At 71.4% G+C, this 16,455-nt stretch carries 17 protein-coding genes; 9 read left to right on the top strand and 8 right to left on the bottom strand.

The features are described from left to right. Positions 1-131 precede the first annotated feature (131 nt). The 4 genes from ACILSK_RS16095 (at position 132) to ACILSK_RS16080 (ending at position 3,438) form a co-directional block, all read left to right on the top strand. Positions 132-1,130, top strand: coding sequence for a thiamine pyrophosphate-dependent dehydrogenase E1 component subunit alpha (locus ACILSK_RS16095; protein WP_395728182.1), 999 nt, complete (start codon positions 132-134; stop codon positions 1,128-1,130). 12 nt (positions 1,131-1,142) lie between these two features. Next, complete coding sequence (locus tag ACILSK_RS16090; protein WP_395728181.1) at positions 1,143-2,165, top strand: alpha-ketoacid dehydrogenase subunit beta; 1,023 nt, start codon at positions 1,143-1,145, stop codon at positions 2,163-2,165. Next, positions 2,162-2,395: a biotin/lipoyl-containing protein gene (locus ACILSK_RS16085; protein WP_395728180.1), complete on the top strand. Its 234-nt coding sequence runs from the start codon at positions 2,162-2,164 to the stop codon at positions 2,393-2,395. The genes ACILSK_RS16090 and ACILSK_RS16085 overlap by 4 nt, the downstream gene beginning before the upstream one ends. A gap of 161 nt (positions 2,396-2,556) precedes the next feature. Further along, a complete protein-coding gene (locus tag ACILSK_RS16080) occupies positions 2,557-3,438 on the top strand; it encodes a carbonic anhydrase (RefSeq protein ID WP_395728179.1) in 882 nt (293 codons plus the stop codon). A 3-nt stretch (positions 3,439-3,441) separates the two neighbouring features. Here ACILSK_RS16080 and ACILSK_RS16075 read toward each other — a convergent pair whose 3' ends face one another. From ACILSK_RS16075 to ACILSK_RS16045, 7 genes are all read right to left on the bottom strand, one after another. Next, positions 3,442-4,845, bottom strand: a complete 1,404-nt coding sequence (locus ACILSK_RS16075) for an NADH-quinone oxidoreductase subunit C (protein WP_395728219.1) — start codon at positions 4,843-4,845, stop codon at positions 3,442-3,444. A gap of 86 nt (positions 4,846-4,931) precedes the next feature. Then, positions 4,932-6,464: a proton-conducting transporter membrane subunit gene (locus ACILSK_RS16070; protein WP_395728178.1), complete on the bottom strand. Its 1,533-nt coding sequence runs from the start codon at positions 6,462-6,464 to the stop codon at positions 4,932-4,934. After that, positions 6,464-7,126, bottom strand: a complete 663-nt coding sequence (locus tag ACILSK_RS16065; RefSeq protein ID WP_395728177.1) for a hypothetical protein — start codon at positions 7,124-7,126, stop codon at positions 6,464-6,466. Before ACILSK_RS16065 ends, ACILSK_RS16070 begins: the two co-directional genes overlap by 1 nt. Positions 7,127-7,133: 7 nt before the next feature. Continuing rightward, on the bottom strand, positions 7,134-8,075 hold the full coding sequence (locus ACILSK_RS16060; RefSeq protein WP_395728176.1) for a respiratory chain complex I subunit 1 family protein: 942 nt from the start codon (positions 8,073-8,075) through the stop codon (positions 7,134-7,136). Next, positions 8,072-10,099, bottom strand: a complete 2,028-nt coding sequence (locus tag ACILSK_RS16055; RefSeq protein WP_395728175.1) for a proton-conducting transporter membrane subunit — start codon at positions 10,097-10,099, stop codon at positions 8,072-8,074. Before ACILSK_RS16055 ends, ACILSK_RS16060 begins: the two co-directional genes overlap by 4 nt. Then, positions 10,096-10,584: an NADH-quinone oxidoreductase subunit B family protein gene (locus ACILSK_RS16050; protein WP_395728174.1), complete on the bottom strand. Its 489-nt coding sequence runs from the start codon at positions 10,582-10,584 to the stop codon at positions 10,096-10,098. Before ACILSK_RS16050 ends, ACILSK_RS16055 begins: the two co-directional genes overlap by 4 nt. A gap of 83 nt (positions 10,585-10,667) precedes the next feature. After that, the gene (locus ACILSK_RS16045; RefSeq protein WP_395728173.1) at positions 10,668-11,006 is read right to left on the bottom strand and encodes an ArsR/SmtB family transcription factor; all 339 of its coding nucleotides are present in this window, start codon (positions 11,004-11,006) and stop codon (positions 10,668-10,670) included. Between the two features lie 104 nt (positions 11,007-11,110). Between ACILSK_RS16045 and ACILSK_RS16040 the strand changes: the two genes are divergently transcribed. Both ACILSK_RS16040 and hisG read left to right on the top strand, forming a co-directional pair. Further along, positions 11,111-11,374 carry a phosphoribosyl-ATP diphosphatase gene (locus ACILSK_RS16040; RefSeq protein ID WP_395728172.1) on the top strand — a complete coding sequence of 88 codons (264 nt, stop codon included), beginning with the start codon at positions 11,111-11,113 and terminating at the stop codon, positions 11,372-11,374. 70 nt (positions 11,375-11,444) lie between these two features. Continuing rightward, complete coding sequence (gene hisG, locus ACILSK_RS16035; protein ID WP_395728171.1) at positions 11,445-12,290, top strand: ATP phosphoribosyltransferase; 846 nt, start codon at positions 11,445-11,447, stop codon at positions 12,288-12,290. A gap of 3 nt (positions 12,291-12,293) precedes the next feature. Here the strand turns inward: hisG and ACILSK_RS16030 are convergent, their stop codons facing one another. After that, a complete protein-coding gene (locus ACILSK_RS16030) occupies positions 12,294-13,157 on the bottom strand; it encodes a RecB family exonuclease (RefSeq protein ID WP_395728170.1) in 864 nt (287 codons plus the stop codon). A 109-nt stretch (positions 13,158-13,266) separates the two neighbouring features. Here ACILSK_RS16030 and ACILSK_RS16025 point away from each other — a divergent pair, with 109 nt between their 5' ends. The 3 genes from ACILSK_RS16025 (at position 13,267) to ACILSK_RS16015 (ending at position 16,366) form a co-directional block, all read left to right on the top strand. After that, positions 13,267-14,493, top strand: coding sequence for a site-2 protease family protein (locus tag ACILSK_RS16025; protein WP_395728169.1), 1,227 nt, complete (start codon positions 13,267-13,269; stop codon positions 14,491-14,493). Beyond that, positions 14,490-15,311, top strand: coding sequence for a tRNA (adenine-N1)-methyltransferase (locus ACILSK_RS16020; RefSeq protein ID WP_395728168.1), 822 nt, complete (start codon positions 14,490-14,492; stop codon positions 15,309-15,311). Before ACILSK_RS16025 ends, ACILSK_RS16020 begins: the two co-directional genes overlap by 4 nt. A gap of 548 nt (positions 15,312-15,859) precedes the next feature. Beyond that, a complete protein-coding gene (locus tag ACILSK_RS16015) occupies positions 15,860-16,366 on the top strand; it encodes a GNAT family N-acetyltransferase (protein WP_395728167.1) in 507 nt (168 codons plus the stop codon). Positions 16,367-16,455: the final 89 nt, after the last annotated feature.

Genomic DNA, 16,455 nt, shown 5'->3' with positions numbered 1-16,455 from the left:
ACGTCTCCGCGGGAACGTCTCCGACGGCGGGCGAGTCACCGCACCGGCTATCAGCATCTGAAATCCGCACCCTGTCCGGGGCGTGGTGGCCGGGAGCACGATCGTGGGCATCACCACGAAGGAGTGGGCAGATGACCGACGACATTCCCGAGCCGGACGTCCGGCGTGCGATGCACTCGACGATGGTGCTGATCCGCAGCTTCGAGGAAGCGATCCTGGCCGACTACCACGCGGACAAGAAGCCGGCGTGGGACATCGGCGCCGGACTGATCCCCGGTGAGATGCACCTGTCCGCCGGACAGGAGCCGGTTGCGGCCGGGGTGTGCGCACATCTGCGGCGGGGCGATGCGGTCACCGCCACCCACCGGCCGCACCACTTCGCGCTGGCGCACGGCATCGACATCGATCGGATGGCGGCCGAGATCTACGGGCGGGAGACCGGGCTCGGCCGGGGACGGGGCGGCCACATGCATCTGTTCGACCCGAGCATCCACTTCTCCTGCTCGGGCATCATCGCCGAGGGTTACCCGCCGGCGCTGGGTCAGGCCTTCGCGTTCAAACATCGCGGCGGCGACGGGGTGGCGGTGGCGGTCACCGGGGAGGGAGCTGCGAACCAGGGCGCGTTCCACGAATCGTTGAACCTGGCCGCGCTGTGGCGGCTGCCCGTGGTGTTCGTCGTCGAGGACAACGACTGGGGGATCTCGGTTTCCCGATCGGCCTCGACGGCCGTCCCGGACAACTCGATACGCGCCGCCGCCTACGGCATGCCCGGCATCCGGATCGAGGACAACGACGTCGAGGGGGTCTACTCCGCCGCCGGAGAGGCAGTCGAACGGGCCCGCTCCGGCGGCGGTCCCACGTTGATCGAGGTGCACACCCTGCGGCTGTGGGGCCATTTCGAGGGCGACGCCCAGGGCTACCGGCCCGAACTCGCCGACGTGCCCGGCCGGGATCCGATCCCGGCCTACGAGGCCCGGCTCCGGGCCGACGGGGTGCTCGACGAGGGTGAGATCGCCCGGGTCCGCACCCAGGCCGCCGCGCGGGTCGAGCGGGCCGTGCAGTTCGCCAAGGACAGCCCGCACCCCGACCCCGCGCAGGCCCGCAACTACGTGTTCGCCACCGCGCGCTGAAAGGGCACACCAATGACCGCGACCCTGACCAGCCGTCGACTGACCACTGCCAAGGCCATCGTGGAGGCGATCGGCGACGAGATGGCGGCCGACCCGAATGTCATCGTGCTCGGCGAGGACGTCGGTGCCTACGGCGGCATCTTCTCCTCGACCACCGGCCTGCTGGAGCGGTTCGGCCCGACTCGGGTGCTCGACACGCCGATCTCGGAGACCGCGTTCATCGGCCTGGCCACCGGCGCCGCCGTGGAAGGTCTGCGGCCGATCGTCGAGCTCATGTTCGTCGACTTCATGGGGGTGTGCCTGGACCAGATCTACAACCACATGGCCAAGATCCATTTCGAGTCCGGCGGGAACGTCACCGTTCCCGTCGTGCTGACCACCGCGGTCGGCGGTGGCTATTCCGACGGCGCGCAGCATTCGCAGTGCCTGTGGGGCACGTTTGCGCATCTGCCCGGCCTGAAGGTGGTGGTGCCCAGTAACCCGTACGACGCGAAAGGACTGATGACAGCGGCTATCCGGGACGACAATCCGGTCGTCTACATGTTCCACAAGGGCGTCCTAGGGCTGCCCTGGATGGCCAAGAACCGCCGGGCCACCGGCGAGGTGCCGACGGACAGTTACCAGGTGGAGATCGGGAAGGCGTCGGTCGCGCGTCGGGGGACCGACGTCACCGTTGTCACCGTGTCGCTGTCCGTGCACCTCGCCTTGGACGTCGCCGAGCGGCTGGCCGCCGACGGCATTTCGGTGGAGGTCATCGACCTGCGCTCACTGGTGCCGTTGGACCGCGCCGCCATCCGTGAGTCGGTGGCCCGCACCGGCCGGCTCGTCGTCGTCGACGAGGACTACCTCTCCTACGGCATGTCCGGTGAGGTCATCGCCACGGTCGTCGAACACGACCCCCGGATGCTGACCCGGGCGCCGATCCGGGTCGCCGTACCGGACGTGCCGATCCCGTACGCCCGTGAGCTGGAGTACGCGGTCCTGCCGACCACGGCGCGGATCGAGACCGCCGTCCGCGAGGTCATGCAGCGGTGACGGACGTGCTCTTCCCGAGGCTGTCGGACCAGGACCCGAACGGCGACGGCGTCGTTGCCACCTGGTTCGTGGATGACGGCGCGACCCTCACGGTCGGTCAGCTGATCGCCGAGGTGGCCGTGGACAAAGTGGACGCCGAGGTGTTCGCGCCGGCCGACGGCGTCCTGTCCATCGTCGTCGCCGAGGGCCGGGCCGCCGCGCAGGGGAGCGTGATCGGCACGATCGGTTGACGGCGGGCGGCCACGATCGACGCCGCCGGGCGATTACTGTGGGTGACGGCGGTCACGACGGAGTGGGATGCGCCGGTTCGCGAAGCGACAAACGATCCGTTCGCGGTAGTTTCCCCCGGAACGCCGACAAATCGGCAGTGGACCCTCCGGGAGTCGAAGTCATGCGCAAGTCTGCCGTCGGAATCGTGCTGGTCGCGGTGTCATTCACCGCCTCCGGCTGCGCCGGATCCAATCAGGGATCGTCCGGGACCACCGCGCCAGCTGCCTCGTCGGCGTCGGCGTCGGCGTCGGCGTCCGAATCGGGGTCGGCATTCGGCTCGGCCTCGGTCTCCGCCCCGCCCGCCCTGTCGGTGTGGTCCTACGACGGTGCGACAGGACCCGAGCACTGGGGGGACATCGCTCCCGGCTGCGCCACCACCCCGGAGTCGACCGAGTCGCCGATCGACATCGAGAAGGGATCATTGGTCCCCGATTCCGGCACCGATGTGACCCTGAACTACACGCCGGCCACGTTCGAGGTGGAGAACAACGGGCGCACCATCGAGGCCGTGCCGACCGACCTGGAACAGAACTCGATCATCATCGACGGCACCACCTACTACCTGCAACAGTTCCATTTCCACACAAAGAGCGAGCACCGGATCAACGGCGCCACCAGCCCGATGGAAATGCATCTGGTGCACAAGAGTGACGCCGGCCAGATCGCCGTTGTCGGCGTCCTGCTCGATTCCGGGACCGCCAGCGAGCCGCTGGCCGAATTGTTCGCCTCCATTCCGCCGGCGGAGAACAGCAGCGCGCCGGTCGAATTGCACCATGAGATCGATGTGAGCAAACTGGTCCCCAGCGATCCGACACTGGCCCAGTACGACGGATCGCTGACCACCCCGCCGTGCACGGAGGGTGTCCGGTGGAACGTCTTCCTCGCGCCGTCGACGCTGTCGGCCGAGCAGATCGCCGCCTACACCGCGGTCTACGACGACACCAGCCGCCCGGTGCAGCCGCTCAACGGCCGAACCGTGGCGCAGGGCTCGGCCGGCAGCTGACCGCTACAGGTCGTTGCCCGCGTACGAGAGGTTGAAGCTCTTGTTGGCCAGCGGGAAGTCGGGGACGATCGTGTCGGCCATGGCCACGGGCAGCGCCGGCCAGTTGAAAAACGACGGGTCGACGATCCGGGCCCGGGTCAGCCGGCCCTGGGCGTCCAGTTCGACCCGGTGCACGATGGTGCCCCGCCAGCCCTCGACGATCCCGACGCCCGAGGTCCGGGCCGCGGTGGTGCAGAGGGTGGCGAGTGGCACCTCCCGCGAGGTCGTGGTGCCCACCGCGCCGGCCAGCGCAGTGACGATCCGCACCGAGTCCTGGATCTCGCGACATCGGACCAGGAACCGGGACAGCACGTCCCCGTCCGCCGCGCCGGTCTCGGCCGGTGGGTAGGTCAGGCCGGGCACCGGATGGTCGTACCGGGCATCCACGGCCACCCCGCTCGCCCGGGCGACGTACCCCAGCGTGCCCAGGTCGGTGGCCTGCCGGTGGGAGAGCACGGCGGTGCCGGTGAACCGGTCCCGGACCACGCTGTGGTTCAGGGTGAGCTCGGCGACCTCGGCGCAGTCGGCGGCGATCAGGGCCAGCTCGGCCGGATCGGGCAACCTGCGAATCCGGACCCCGCCCGGCACGATCGCGCCGCGGAGCAGCCGGTGCCCGGTGACCCGGTCGTTGATCCGCAACAACTGTTCACGGATCCGTAGTGCCTGGTTGTTGATGATGCCGTGCCCGACATCGTTGGCCAGCGCCCCGATGTCGCCGATATGGTTGTACAGCCGCTCCAGTTCCAGCAGGATCGCCCGGATCCGTTGCGCCGCCGGATCAATGGTGGCGTCCAGGGCGTTTTCAATCGCCCGGCAGAACGCCAGCGCGTGGCCGACGGAGGTGTCCCCGCTAACCCGTTCGGCCAACGCCACCCCGTCGGCGGGAGTTGTTCCCTCGAAGAGCGTCTCGATGCCCCGGTGCACGAACCACAGCCGGGCCTTGAGGTTCAGCACGGTCTCGCCGACCACCGAGAATCGGAAGTGACCGGGCCCGATCATCCCGGCATGCACCGGGCCGACCGGGATCTCGTACACCCCCGGGCCCTCGACGGTGCGGAACGAGAACGGGCCGTCGACCTCGCCGAAGGCCGGTGGTGCACCGGCGTTGCGGCGCATCGGATGCCAGCCGCGGGGCCAGTGGAAATGCCGGACCAGCCGGCTGGGCATCGGGTGCCCGTCCGGGACGATGCCGAACAGGTCGCGGATCTCCCGCTCGAACCGCCCGGCCGGGAACGACAGGCCGGCCAGACTGGGCACCCGCGGGTCGTCCGGGTCGCAGCGCAGCTGCAGCTCCACCCGCCGGTCGGCGCCCGGCCCGAGGAACAGATACACCACCCGCAGGGCGTCGCCGTCGTCGTGCCCGGCCATCAGGGCCAGGCGGAAGCCTTGGGCCAGCAGCGACTCCGCGGCCGGCACCAGCCCGGTGGCGGTCAGCTCGGTGACGGGCGCGGCGGTCACGGCCGGCCGCCGGTGACGATCGAGACGGCCTGGTCCAGCAGCCCGCTCAGCGGGCCCAGGGTGACGCCGAGCACCCCGCAGGCGGTCAGCGCGATGATGATCGCCGCGGCGGGCGTGTCCACCCGGGTGCCCCGCCGGGTGGACACGGCCACCCCGCCGCCGGGACCCGGCTCGGCGCCGGTGGGGTCGGCGGGGTCGTCCGGCGGTGCGCCGAGCAGCATCCGGCTGGTGTGGCCGACCAGCGACGCCGCGGCGACCAGTACCAGCAGCAGCGCGGCGGCGGTGACCCAGCCCAGCCCGCCGGCGAACCCGGCCCGGACGATCCCCAGCTCGCTGGCGAAGAGGCTGAACGGTGGTAGCGCGATGATGGCCAGCACGCCCAGGCCGAAACTCCAGGCCAGCACCGGTTGCCGGGCGGCCAGCGCCCGCACCCCGTCGATCCGGCTGGTCCCGGTGAGCTGGAGTATCCGGCCGGCGCCGAGGAACAGCGAGCTCTTGGCCAGGCCGTGGCCGAGGATGTGCAGCAGCACGGCGGCGACGGCCAGCGGGCTGCCGATCGCTGCGCCGAGGGCGAGCAGGCCCATGTTCTCGATGCTCGAGTAGGCCAGCATCCGCTTGTAGTCGCGCTGGGCGATCAGCAGCGACGCGGCGAGCGCGATCGAGGCCAGGGCCAGCGCGACCAGCAGTCCGCGGGCGAACTCCGGACCGAGGGCCAGGTCGGCCACCACCTTGACCCGCACCACCGCGTAGAACGCCACGCTGATCAGCACGCCCGACATCAGGGCGGAGACCGGGGCGGGGGCCTGCGAGTGTGCGTCCGGCAGCCAGGCGTGCAGCGGCGCCAGCCCCGCCTTGGTGCCGAAGCCGAGCACCAGCAGCAGCACCGCGAGCCGGGTGACGCCCTGGTCCAGGTGCGGCGCGGCGGCGGTCAGGCTCGGCCAGTCCAGACCGGCGCCGGCGTGGTGGGCGGCGGCGTTCAGCACGAAGGTGCCGAGCAGGGCCAGCGCGATCCCGGTGGAGCAGATGATCACGTACTTCCACGCCGCTTCGGCGGCGCGCCGGCCGCGGCCCTGCGCGACCAGGAAGGCGGTCAGTACCGTCGTCAGCTCCAGCGACACCCACAGCACGCCGAGGCCGGCGGCGAGCACCGCCAGCGCCATCGCGGCCAGGAACAGCTGCACCAACACCAGATGCCGGGTTCGCCCCGGTTCGTCGAGGCGCCCGGCGGCGACCTCGACCCGCAGCTGGCCGGGCGTGGCCAGCCCGACGACGAGCGCGACGGCCCCGATCACCAGCAGCATGAACGCGCTGAGCGCGTCCACCGCGAGCAGACCGAAAACGCCCGTGACGGGGCCGTCCCGGGTCACCGTCAGCGCGAGAAGGACGGCCACCGCGAGCACCCCGGCCGAACTGGCCGTCGCGACCCGGGCCACGGTGTCCCGCCGGCGCAGGACCGGGACGACCGCGGCGGCCAGCAGCGGGATCAGCACCGGACCCACGATCAACAGCTGGATCAGAGCAGTGGTCATCAGTCGTGCAACTCCCGAAGCTCGTCGATGTCGGTGCGGCCGAAGGCCTCCCGGATCCGGGACTTGAGCACCTGCAGGACCAGCACCAGCAGCAGCACGTCCATCGAGATGCCGAGCTCGACCACCAACCCGACCTCGGCCGTGGTCAGGATGCCGACCGCGGTGATCCCGTTGTCCAGCAACAGGAATCCGACGAGCTGGGACAGCGCCAGCCGGCGGGTGACCAGCACGAAAAACCCGATCAGCGCGACGGCCAGGGCCGCGGGGATGGCGTGGGACGTTGCGGAGGGATCCAGCGCGACCAGCGGCTGGGCGACGGCGTAGGCCAGCAGCGTCAGGCCGGCCGCGGCCAGGAGCGAGGTCACCACGTTCACCAGCGGTTTCGTTTCCCGTCGGTTCGGCCCGGCCGCGGCCAGCGTGCGGCGCAGGAGCCACGGCAGCACCCCGGCCCGCAGCACCAGCACGAGCGCGGCGACCACCCCGAGTTCGGCCGAGCCCTCCTGGACGGCGATCAACGCGACGGTCGCGGCCAGCGCGATCCCCTGGAGGCCGAAGACGAAGATGATCGAGGACAGCTCGCGCCGCCACACGATCAGGACCGCGGACAGCAGCATCGCGCCGACGGTGATGTTCAGCAGTTGGGTGAAAAGCGTCTCACTCATCGGTCTCTCACGCCAGGAAGTAGGAGGCGCCGACGGCCAGCAGCCCCATGACGAAGGAACCGGCCAGCAGTTCGGGCACCCGGAACAGCCGCAGCTTGGCCAGGAACACCTCGCCGAAGGCGAGCGCCGACCCGAGCACCCCCACCTTGGCCACGAGGGCGACGGTGGCCACGACGATCAGCAGGGGGCTGCCATCGGTGGCGATGCCCCACGGCAGGAACAGGTTCGCCAGCAGGCCCAGGAACAGGGTCAGCCGCATCGATGCGGCCAGCTCGACCATGGCCAGGTCCGGCCCGGCGTACTCCAGGATCATCGCTTCGTGCACCATCGTGAGTTCCAGGTGCGTGGAGGGATTGTCGACCGGCAGCCGGCCGGTCTCCGCGATGATCACCACGACCAGCGCGGCCGCGGCGAGCAGGCTGACGGGGGACAGCACCTGCGCCGGGTCGTCCAGCGTGGAGGTGACGATCGCGCCCAGGTTGGTCGACCCGACCGGCACGGACAGCGCGAAGATGGCCACCAGCAGGGTGGGTTCGACCAGGGCGACGATCGTCGCTTCCCGGCTGGCACCCAGACCGCCGAACGCGGTACCGGTGTCGATACCGGCCAGGGCCAGGGCCACCGTGCCGAGGGTGAGCAGCGCGACCACGGCGAACAGGTCCGACACCGGGTCCAGCACGGCCGCCGTGCTGACCAACGGGACCACCGCGGCCACCACCAGGCAGGTCGCGACCAACACCAGCGGCGCGGTCCGGAACACCACCGACGTGCCGTCCGGGGTGATCGGCTGCTTGCGCATCAGCTTGCGCAGATCCCGCCACGGTTGGCCGATCCCGGGCCCGACCCGGCCCTCCAGTCTCGCCCGGACCTGTCGCATCAGTCCGGTCAGGAACGGGGACAGGGCGAGGACGACCAGCAGTTGCAGCGGGACGCTCACGAACCCGATCATCGGGTCACCACCACCAGGACGAGCAGCCCGCACAACGTGTAGAAGCCGTACCCGAGGTACCGGTGCACGCTGCCGGTGGCCAGCCGGCGGCCGGCTCGCCCCCACGCCGCGACGAGGCGCAGCACGGGATCGTAGAGTCGCTTCTCGATCCGGTCCGGGACCTTCCGCCGGTACTCGATGGTCTGCACCAGGTACCGGGATTCGTCGTGATGGGACACGTCGACGTCCTGCTCGGCCCGCAGCACGTCGTCGAACACGCGTTGCAGTGGTTCGGCGAACGAGGTGGCGGTGTATTCCATCCGGGCACTCAGCGGTCCGCCGCCGCAGTCCCAGAGCCGGGCCGGCCGGGCCGCGCGCCGGGTGGCCAACGCCCGCACCCCGGCCAGCGCGAGCACCGCGCCCAGCAGCAGCGCGAGCGTCAGCATCAGGGGGGAGAGCGACCCGGCGATGCCGACCAGGCGGATCGTCAGACCGTCGATCCGCACGGGATCCCCGGCACCGACGACCGCGCCGGCGACGGTGCCGATGGTCGGCAGGACCACGGTCGGCGCCAGCGCCAGCCCCACACAGGCGGCACCGGCCAGGCCCATCCCGACAAGCATGCTGGCCGGGCTCTCGGTCGCCGAGGCCGCCTGCGGTGTCCGAGGTTTGGCCAGGAAGCCGATGCCGAACGCCTTCACGAAGGTGGCCACGGCCAGCCCGGCGGTCAGCGCGACCGCGGCGACGGCCAGCGGCATGACGATCGCCGCGGACACCCCGGCGGCGGGCAACCCGTGGATGAGGGCCTGCAACAGCAGCCACTCGCTGACGAACGCCGCGCCCGGCGGGAGCGCCGACGCGGCCAGTGCACCCAGCCCGAAAGCGGCGGTGGTGCCGGGCATCCCGGCGGTGAGCCCGCCCAGCTCGTCCAGGTCCCGGCGCCCGGTGGCGTGCACCACGGACCCGGCCGAGGTGAACAGCAGCGTCTTGAACGCGGCGTGGTTGACCAGGTGCAGCAGCGCGGCGGCCATGGCCAGGGCGGCCAGATCCGGATTCCCGGTGGTGGCGAAGAACCCGGCGGCGCCGACCCCGATCAGGATCAGGCCCATGTTCTCGGTGGTCGAATTGCCCAGCAGCCGCTTGAGATTCGTGCCGACGGCGGCCTGCAGGATGCCGTAGATCGCCGACAGGGCGCCCAACCCCAGGACGAGCAGCCACCACCAACCGGCGGGGGCGGCGCCGCCCAGCAGGTCGAGGCCGACCCGGAGGATGCCGTAGATGCCGAGGTTGACCATCGCCGCCGACATCAGCGCGGACACGTTGCTGGGCGCCTCCGGGTGGGCCCGGGGCAGCCAGGCGTGCAGCGGGACGATGCCGGCCTTGGAGCCGAATCCGATGCCGGTGGCCACGAACACCAGCGCGGCGACCGTCGGCGTGAGCGTCGGGGCCGCGGCCCGCAGGGCCGGGAACGAGCCGTCCGCCGCGTGCGCGGCGAACACCGACAGGCCGCACAGGACGGCCACCAGGCCCAGGTGGGTCATCACCGCGTACCAGCGGCCGGCACTCGCCACGGCCGGCCGGCGGCCATGCTCGGCGATGACCAGCAGCAGCGACGTGAGCGCCATCAGCTCCCAGCACAGCAACAGCGTGCCGACGCTCGCCGCGAGCGGAACGCCCAGCATGGCCAGCACGAACATCGGCAGCAGGGCCTGCACCCCGCGGGAGTCCAGATCATGGCCCCGGCAGTAGCCGATGCCGTAGACGCCGACCGCGACCGTGACCCCGCCGGTGATCGCCAGGAATACCCCGGCCAGCGGGTCCGCCGTGAACAGCAGACCGAACAGCGGCAGCAGCTCGGGGGCGGCGATCGTCACGGTCTGACCCGTCATCGCCGCAACCCCGGCGACCACGGCGGCGACCCCGACGACCGCCAGGCCGCCGCCCACCACCGCGGTCCGGACCGAACGGGGCACCACCAGCGCGGCCACGGCGGTCAGCGACCCGGCGGCGAGCGCGATGATCAGGCCGGCCGGCAACGCCGTCACCGGCCGGTCACCTTCCGCAGACCCTCGACGATCGCCTCGGGGCGGGGTGGGCAGCCGGGTATCTCCAGGTCGACCGGAACGACGTCGGACACCGCGCCGGCGACCCCGGGCGCGTCCCGGAACAGGCCACAGTTGCGGGCGCAGTCGCCGACGGCGACCACCAGCTTCGGGTCGGGGACCGCCTCGTAGGTGCGGCGCAGCGGCGCGGCCATGTTGCGGGTGACGACGCCGGTGACGATCAGCGCGTCGGCATGCCGGGGCGAGGCGACGAGGCGAGCGCCGTACCGGTCGGCGTCGTAGACCGGGCCGAATGCCGCGCCGATCTCCACCTCGCAGCCGTTGCACGACCCGGCGTCCACGTGCCGCAGTTGCACCGAGCCGCCCAACTCACGCGCACGCGCCGGCACCTGATCGGCAGGCGGCGGTGGCGGTGCCGGTTCGGCGACCCGGCCGGTGGCTCGGATCTTGCGCCACAACGCGAGCATGACGAACTCCCTGCGTGCGAGACCTGACGTGCGAGAACTGGAGTGTGAGAACTGGAGTGCGAGAAGGTGAACCGTGCGACCGGTCAGCGGGGGGAGCTGGGTGCCTGCAGATCCTGAATCAGCTCGACCTGCTCGATCAGGACCTCCGTGAGGATGCTGCGAGCGACCCCGAGCAGCTCGGCCACCCGCGGGCTGGTCAGCGAGTAGTAGACCGCCGACCCCTCTTTGCGGGTCGTGACCAGCCCGGCCCGACGAAGCACGGCCAGCTGCTGCGACAGGTTCGCCGCCTCGACACCGACCTCCGGGAGCATCTCGGAGACGGCGTGCTCGCGGTGTCCCAGCAGTTCCAGGACGCGGATCCGGACGGGGTGACCGAGCGTCTTGAAGAACTCCGCCTTCACCTGGTATAGCGGTCGCGGCACACTAACTCCCTGCAATTGCGAATATTTGCAATTCAACGAATATAGCACGGCGGGAGCGGGCGTCGGCCGTCCCGACGAGGCGGCCTCTGCCACAATCGACGCCCGTGAAGACGTTCGACTCCCTTTATGCCGAGCTGGTCGACCGGGCCCGCACCCGCCCCGCCGAATCCGGGACCGTGCAGGCCCTGGACGCCGGGGTGCACGCCCAGGGCAAGAAGCTCCTCGAAGAGGCCGGCGAGGTGTGGCTGGCGGCCGAGCACGAGGACGACGACAGTCTCGCCCTGGAGATCTCCCAGCTGCTGTACCGGGCTCAGGTGATCATGATCGGCCGCGGGATCACGCTCGATCAGGTGTACCGGTACCTGTGACCGCGCCCGGTCGTGGCACAGTGGCATGCCGCCCGGCCGCACCTGCCGGGCCCGAGGGAGAACTGGCGCCATGTTGAAAGTTGCCGTGCCGAACAAGGGCACGCTGTCCGAGCCGGCCGCGGCGATGCTGCGCGAGGCTGGCTACCGCGGGCGGTCCGAGTCCCGTGACCTGAGCGTCCTGGATCTGGCCAACGACGTCGAGTTCTACTTCCTGCGACCGAAGGACATCGCGGTCTACGTCGGCTCCGGCGAGCTCGATCTGGGCATCACCGGCCGCGACCTGGCCGCCGACTCCGGGGCACCGGTCCAGGAGCTGGCCAGCCTCGGGTTCGGCTACTCGACGTTCCGGTACGCCGGGCCGGAGCACAAGGACTGGCACATCGCCGATCTGGCCGGCGCGCGGATCGCGACGTCGTACCCGAATCTGGCCCGCAACGACCTGGCCGCGCACGGCATCGCCGCGGACGTGATCCGGTTGGACGGCGCCGTCGAAATCTCCATCCAGCTCGGGGTGGCCGATGCGATCGCCGACGTCGTCGACTCCGGCCGGTCCCTGCGCCAGCACGGCCTGGTGGCCTTCGGTGACGTGATCCTCAAGTCGGAGGCGGCCCTGTTCGCCCGGATGGACGCCGAGCCGTCCACGGCCGCCCTTCAGCTGTCCAACCGGCTGCAGGGCGTGGTGATCGCCCAGCAGTACCTGATGCTCGACTACGACTGCCCGATCGAGCTGCTGGGCCGGGCGACCGCGCTCACGCCCGGGCTGGAATCCCCGACCGTGTCGCCGATGGCCGACCCGGCCTGGCGCGCGGTCCGGGCCATGGTTCGCCGCACCGACATCAACCCGGTGATGGATGCCCTCCACGATCTGGGGGCCAAGGCGATGGTGGCCTCCGACATCCGGACCTGCCGGCTGTAGGCGTCACCGGGACGGGGTCGTGGCGGGCGCACCCGGGTACGGCGGCGGTGTGCCGCCGAACTCCGGGCAGTGTGCCTGGTGGGTGCACCAGCGGCACATCCGGCCGCGGCGGGCGGGAAAGTTACCCGTCTCCAACGCGGACGCGATCGCCTGCCACAGGGCGCCGACGGCGTTGCCGAAACCGCGCAACTCGGCTTCGGACGGCGCGTACTGCAGGGACAACCGATCCGCCAGGTAGATCAGCTTGAGCTGGGCCGGCACCACGCCGCGCAGGCGGTAGAGCATCAGTGCGTAGAACTTGAGCTGGTACAGCGCCGCGCCCTCGAAATCCGGGCCGGGGGAGCGGCCGGTCTTGTAGTCGACGATGCGCAGCTCACCGGTCGGGGCCAGGTCCAGCCGGTCGATGTAGCCGCGCAGCGGCACGCCGTCGGGGGAGTCGATCTCGACGGCGAATTCGCAGGCCTCGGGGTCGAAGCGGCGCGGGTCCTCCAGGGTGAAGTAGCTCCGGACCAGGGCCCTCGCCGAGTCCAGCCAGCCGGCGATGTCCTGCGCCGGCAGCATCGCGGCCAGTTCGGGACTCTCGTCCACCATTCGCGCCCACGCCGCCGGCACCTCATCGGCGGTCCGCGTCGGGGTTCGCTCGGCGGCCGGCCGGCCGAACATCTCCTCCAGGACGGTGTGCACCAGGGTGCCCCGCACCGCCGCCGGGCTCGGCGGCTCGGGCAGCCGGTCGACCGCGCGCAGCCGGTAGAGCAGCGGGCACGCCTTGAAGTCGCTCGCCCGGGACGGCGACAGGGCCAGCGGACGGCGCGGTCGCGCCGGCGGTCCCACCGCACCGCCGACCGGCGCAGCCATGGTCAACGTCATGGCGCTCACCGTAGGACGGCGGTCCGACAGTCGTGATCTGCGACGCGCGCTCCGCCGTCAGGACCCGTCTCGCAGCCGGACCGGCCGGCCGGGCCACTACCCTTCGGGCGTGACTTCCGGCCGCCGATCCGCGCCCCGGTTCGCGCCGGCCCGGGGCTGGCCGGTCGGTCGGATCGGCGGCGTCCGGATTCTGATCACACCGTCCTGGATCGCGTCGATCGCGGTCATCGCGGTGCTCGGCGTGCCCGTGGTTCGCCGGGTCGTGCCCGGCACGAACCCGACCGTGGCGGTGGTGGTGGCGGTCGGGCTCGGCGTGCTGCTCGGGGTCAGCGTGCTCGCGCACGAGCTCGGGCACTGCCTGGTGGCCAAGTGGATCGGCATCGAGGTCGTCGCGGTGCGGCTGTACCTGCTGGGTGGCGTCAGCGAGTTGGCCACCGGGCCGGTGGGCGCCCGGGACGAGGCCCTGGTCGCGGCGGCCGGTCCGGCGGTGTCAGGGGTGCTGGCCGGCGCCTTCTGGCTGGCCCTACAGCCCACGACGGCCGGCACCGTCGGTTGGCTCATCCTGCTGCTGCTGGCCCTGTCCAACCTGGTCATCGCCGTGTTCAACCTGCTGCCGGCGTTACCGCTGGACGGTGGACGGGTGATCCGGGCCGGCATCTGGGGGGTGACCGGGAGCCGGCGGGCCGGCACGGTCGCGGCGGTCGTCGGCGGTTACCTGCTGGGCGCGGCCCTCGTCGGTTGGGCCGTGCTCCTGCTGGTCGACGACGGTGCGGCCGCCCTGCTGCCGGCCGGCATCGCGGTGGCGATGGCTCTGTTCGTGGTGGCCGGGCTGGTCGGCGAGCACAGCAGCGGCGCGGTGGACGCACACGGTCACCCCGGCCCGGCGGATCCGGTGACCTGGCCGGTCGGCATCTCCCTGCAGTCGCTCGCCCGGCCGATCGTCCGGCTGCCGACGGATACCCCCGTCCGCGACGCGCTCGCCGCGAGCGTCGGAGCCGTGGTCATCCTGGCCGAGGCCGACGGGATGGCCCGGGGCGTGCTCGACGCGGACGCCGCCCGCGAGCTGGCCGCCCGCGACCCGCTGGCGCCGGCCTCCGTGGTCGCCCGGTCGATCCGGCCCGAGGCCGTGGTGTTCGATGGCGACGACCCCGACGACGTGCTCGGCCGCGCCCGGCGGGTGGTCACCGACACGTTCGTCCTCGTCGACGACAGCGGCGTGCCCGTCGGTGCGATCCGGGCGGTGGACGTGCTGGCCGTCCCGCAGCAGTTCGGGCCACAGCAATTCGGCCAACAGGAATTCGGCCAGCAGGAATTCGGAAGGAACGACAAGGCGTGAGCGCATTCGGGCCCGGCGATCGGGTGCAGTTGACCGATCAGAAGGGTCGCAAGTACACCGTCATCCTCGAGGAGGGCGCGACCTACCACACCCACCGCGGGGCACTGGCCCACGACAACCTGATCGGGCAACCCGAGGGCAGCGTCGTCACGTCCGCCAACGGCACGCCCTACCTGGCGCTGCGCCCGCTGCTGACCGACTACGTACTGTCCATGCCCCGCGGTGCCGCGGTGATCTACCCGAAGGACGCCGCGCAGATCGTGCACTGGGGGGACATCCATCCCGGCGCGACGGTGCTGGAGGCCGGCGCCGGGTCGGGGGCGTTGACCTGCTCGCTGCTGCGGGCGGTGGGCGAGCAGGGCCGGGTGATCTCCTACGAGGTCCGGCAGGACCACGCCGACCACGCCATCCGCAACGTCGAGCGGTTCTTCGGCGGCCGGCCGGCCAACTGGACCTTGACCGTGGCCGACCTGAACGAGCACCGCGATCCGGTCGATCGGGTGGTGCTGGACATGCTCGAGCCGTGGGCGGTGCTGCCCACCGTCGCCGGCAGCCTGGTGCCCGGCGGGGTGCTCACCGTGTACGTGCCGACCACCACCCAGCTGTCCCGGATCGCGGAGGACATCCGGACCCACGGCGGGTTCACCGAGCCCTACGCCTGGGAGACGCTGCACCGCCCCTGGCACCTCGTCGGGCTCGCCGTGCGGCCGGAGCATCGGATGGCGGGGCACACCGCCTTCCTGCTGACCGCCCGGCGACTGGCGCCCGGGGTCACCGCCCCCCGTCCGCAGCGCCGGCCGACCACCAGTGGCCGGTGATCCCCGCGATCTGCCGCGGCCGGTCGCGGTCAGGGGCGGAGAAATGACCTGGCGCCATTCCTGTCGCACAGCCACGCTGACGCCGAGCTGATCACTCGGATTGCGGAACAACTCGCAAAGTCGGCGTCGACGTATTCCTCGACCAATGGCACGTCGTGCCGGGTACCGGGAGCCTCACCGCCCCTGACCGAGGCGATGAATGGCGGCAGTCACGGTGTTCATCTCCGGCGACGTCGCTGGAAATGGCACACCGAAGAGGCGACCCAGGCGCTGATCCGCTCGATCGACCACGGCACACGAGCCTTCATCGTCTGGTTGCCCGGCGCGGAGCCTCGCGCGCTCCCGCAGCCGATGCCCGGGTGGCTCCGTGCGCGGCCGGTACCGGCTCACGATGCCCTCCCGACGCGGGTCCGTCGATGAGGCCGGCATCCCCGGGGCGTGCACGGGTGGTCCGCATGCGGAATATTGCGGGAATGACTGACAGCGTTCGGGCCGCCGGCGGTGTGCATTCCGCCGCGATTCGAACGGTTCGCCTCGCCATGATTCCGATGTCGAGCCGGCTCGTCCGCGCGGTCCTGCAGAAGGATTGGGTGACGGCGGAACGTCTACTCGGCGCACCGTTTCCGCTCGAGTGGCGCGACGACGGTTGGCAGTGGCTGGAGTCGCAGGCCATCCGCGGCGAGTCCGATGAGCGTTTCATCGTGTGGGGCACCCGGCTTGTGTTCCCGGCAACCCGCGACGTCGAGAAGGCTCGAGGTCCGGTGCTCGCGGAAGTCGGCTTCCACGGGCCGCCGGACTCCGACGGCTGGGTGGAGATTGGCTACCGGGTCGTCACAGCGCACCGCCGGCGCGGACTGGCCGAGGAGGCGACCTCGGCGCTGCTGGCGTGGGCCGGCGCGCACGGTGTCACTGGGGTGATGGCCTCGGTCAGCCCGGACAACACCGCCTCGATCGGGCTGCTGCGCAAGTTGGGTTTCACCGGCGCCGGTTCCCACCGACATCCGATCCTCGGCGAGCAGGTGAGCTTCCACCGCATGACCCGCACACCGTCCTGACCGCTGACCGCTGAACGCGAAGCGTGTACATCCTCCGCCCCAGCGACGGCACTCAAGACTCCTACGGCCCATACCGGTCGTGCGTGGCG

This window comes from Nakamurella sp., assembly GCF_044224575.1.
Classification (GTDB): Bacteria; Actinomycetota; Actinomycetes; order Mycobacteriales; family Nakamurellaceae; genus Nakamurella.
Note: the sequence above shows the minus strand (reverse complement) of the source record. Positions and strands in the feature narration are given on the sequence as shown.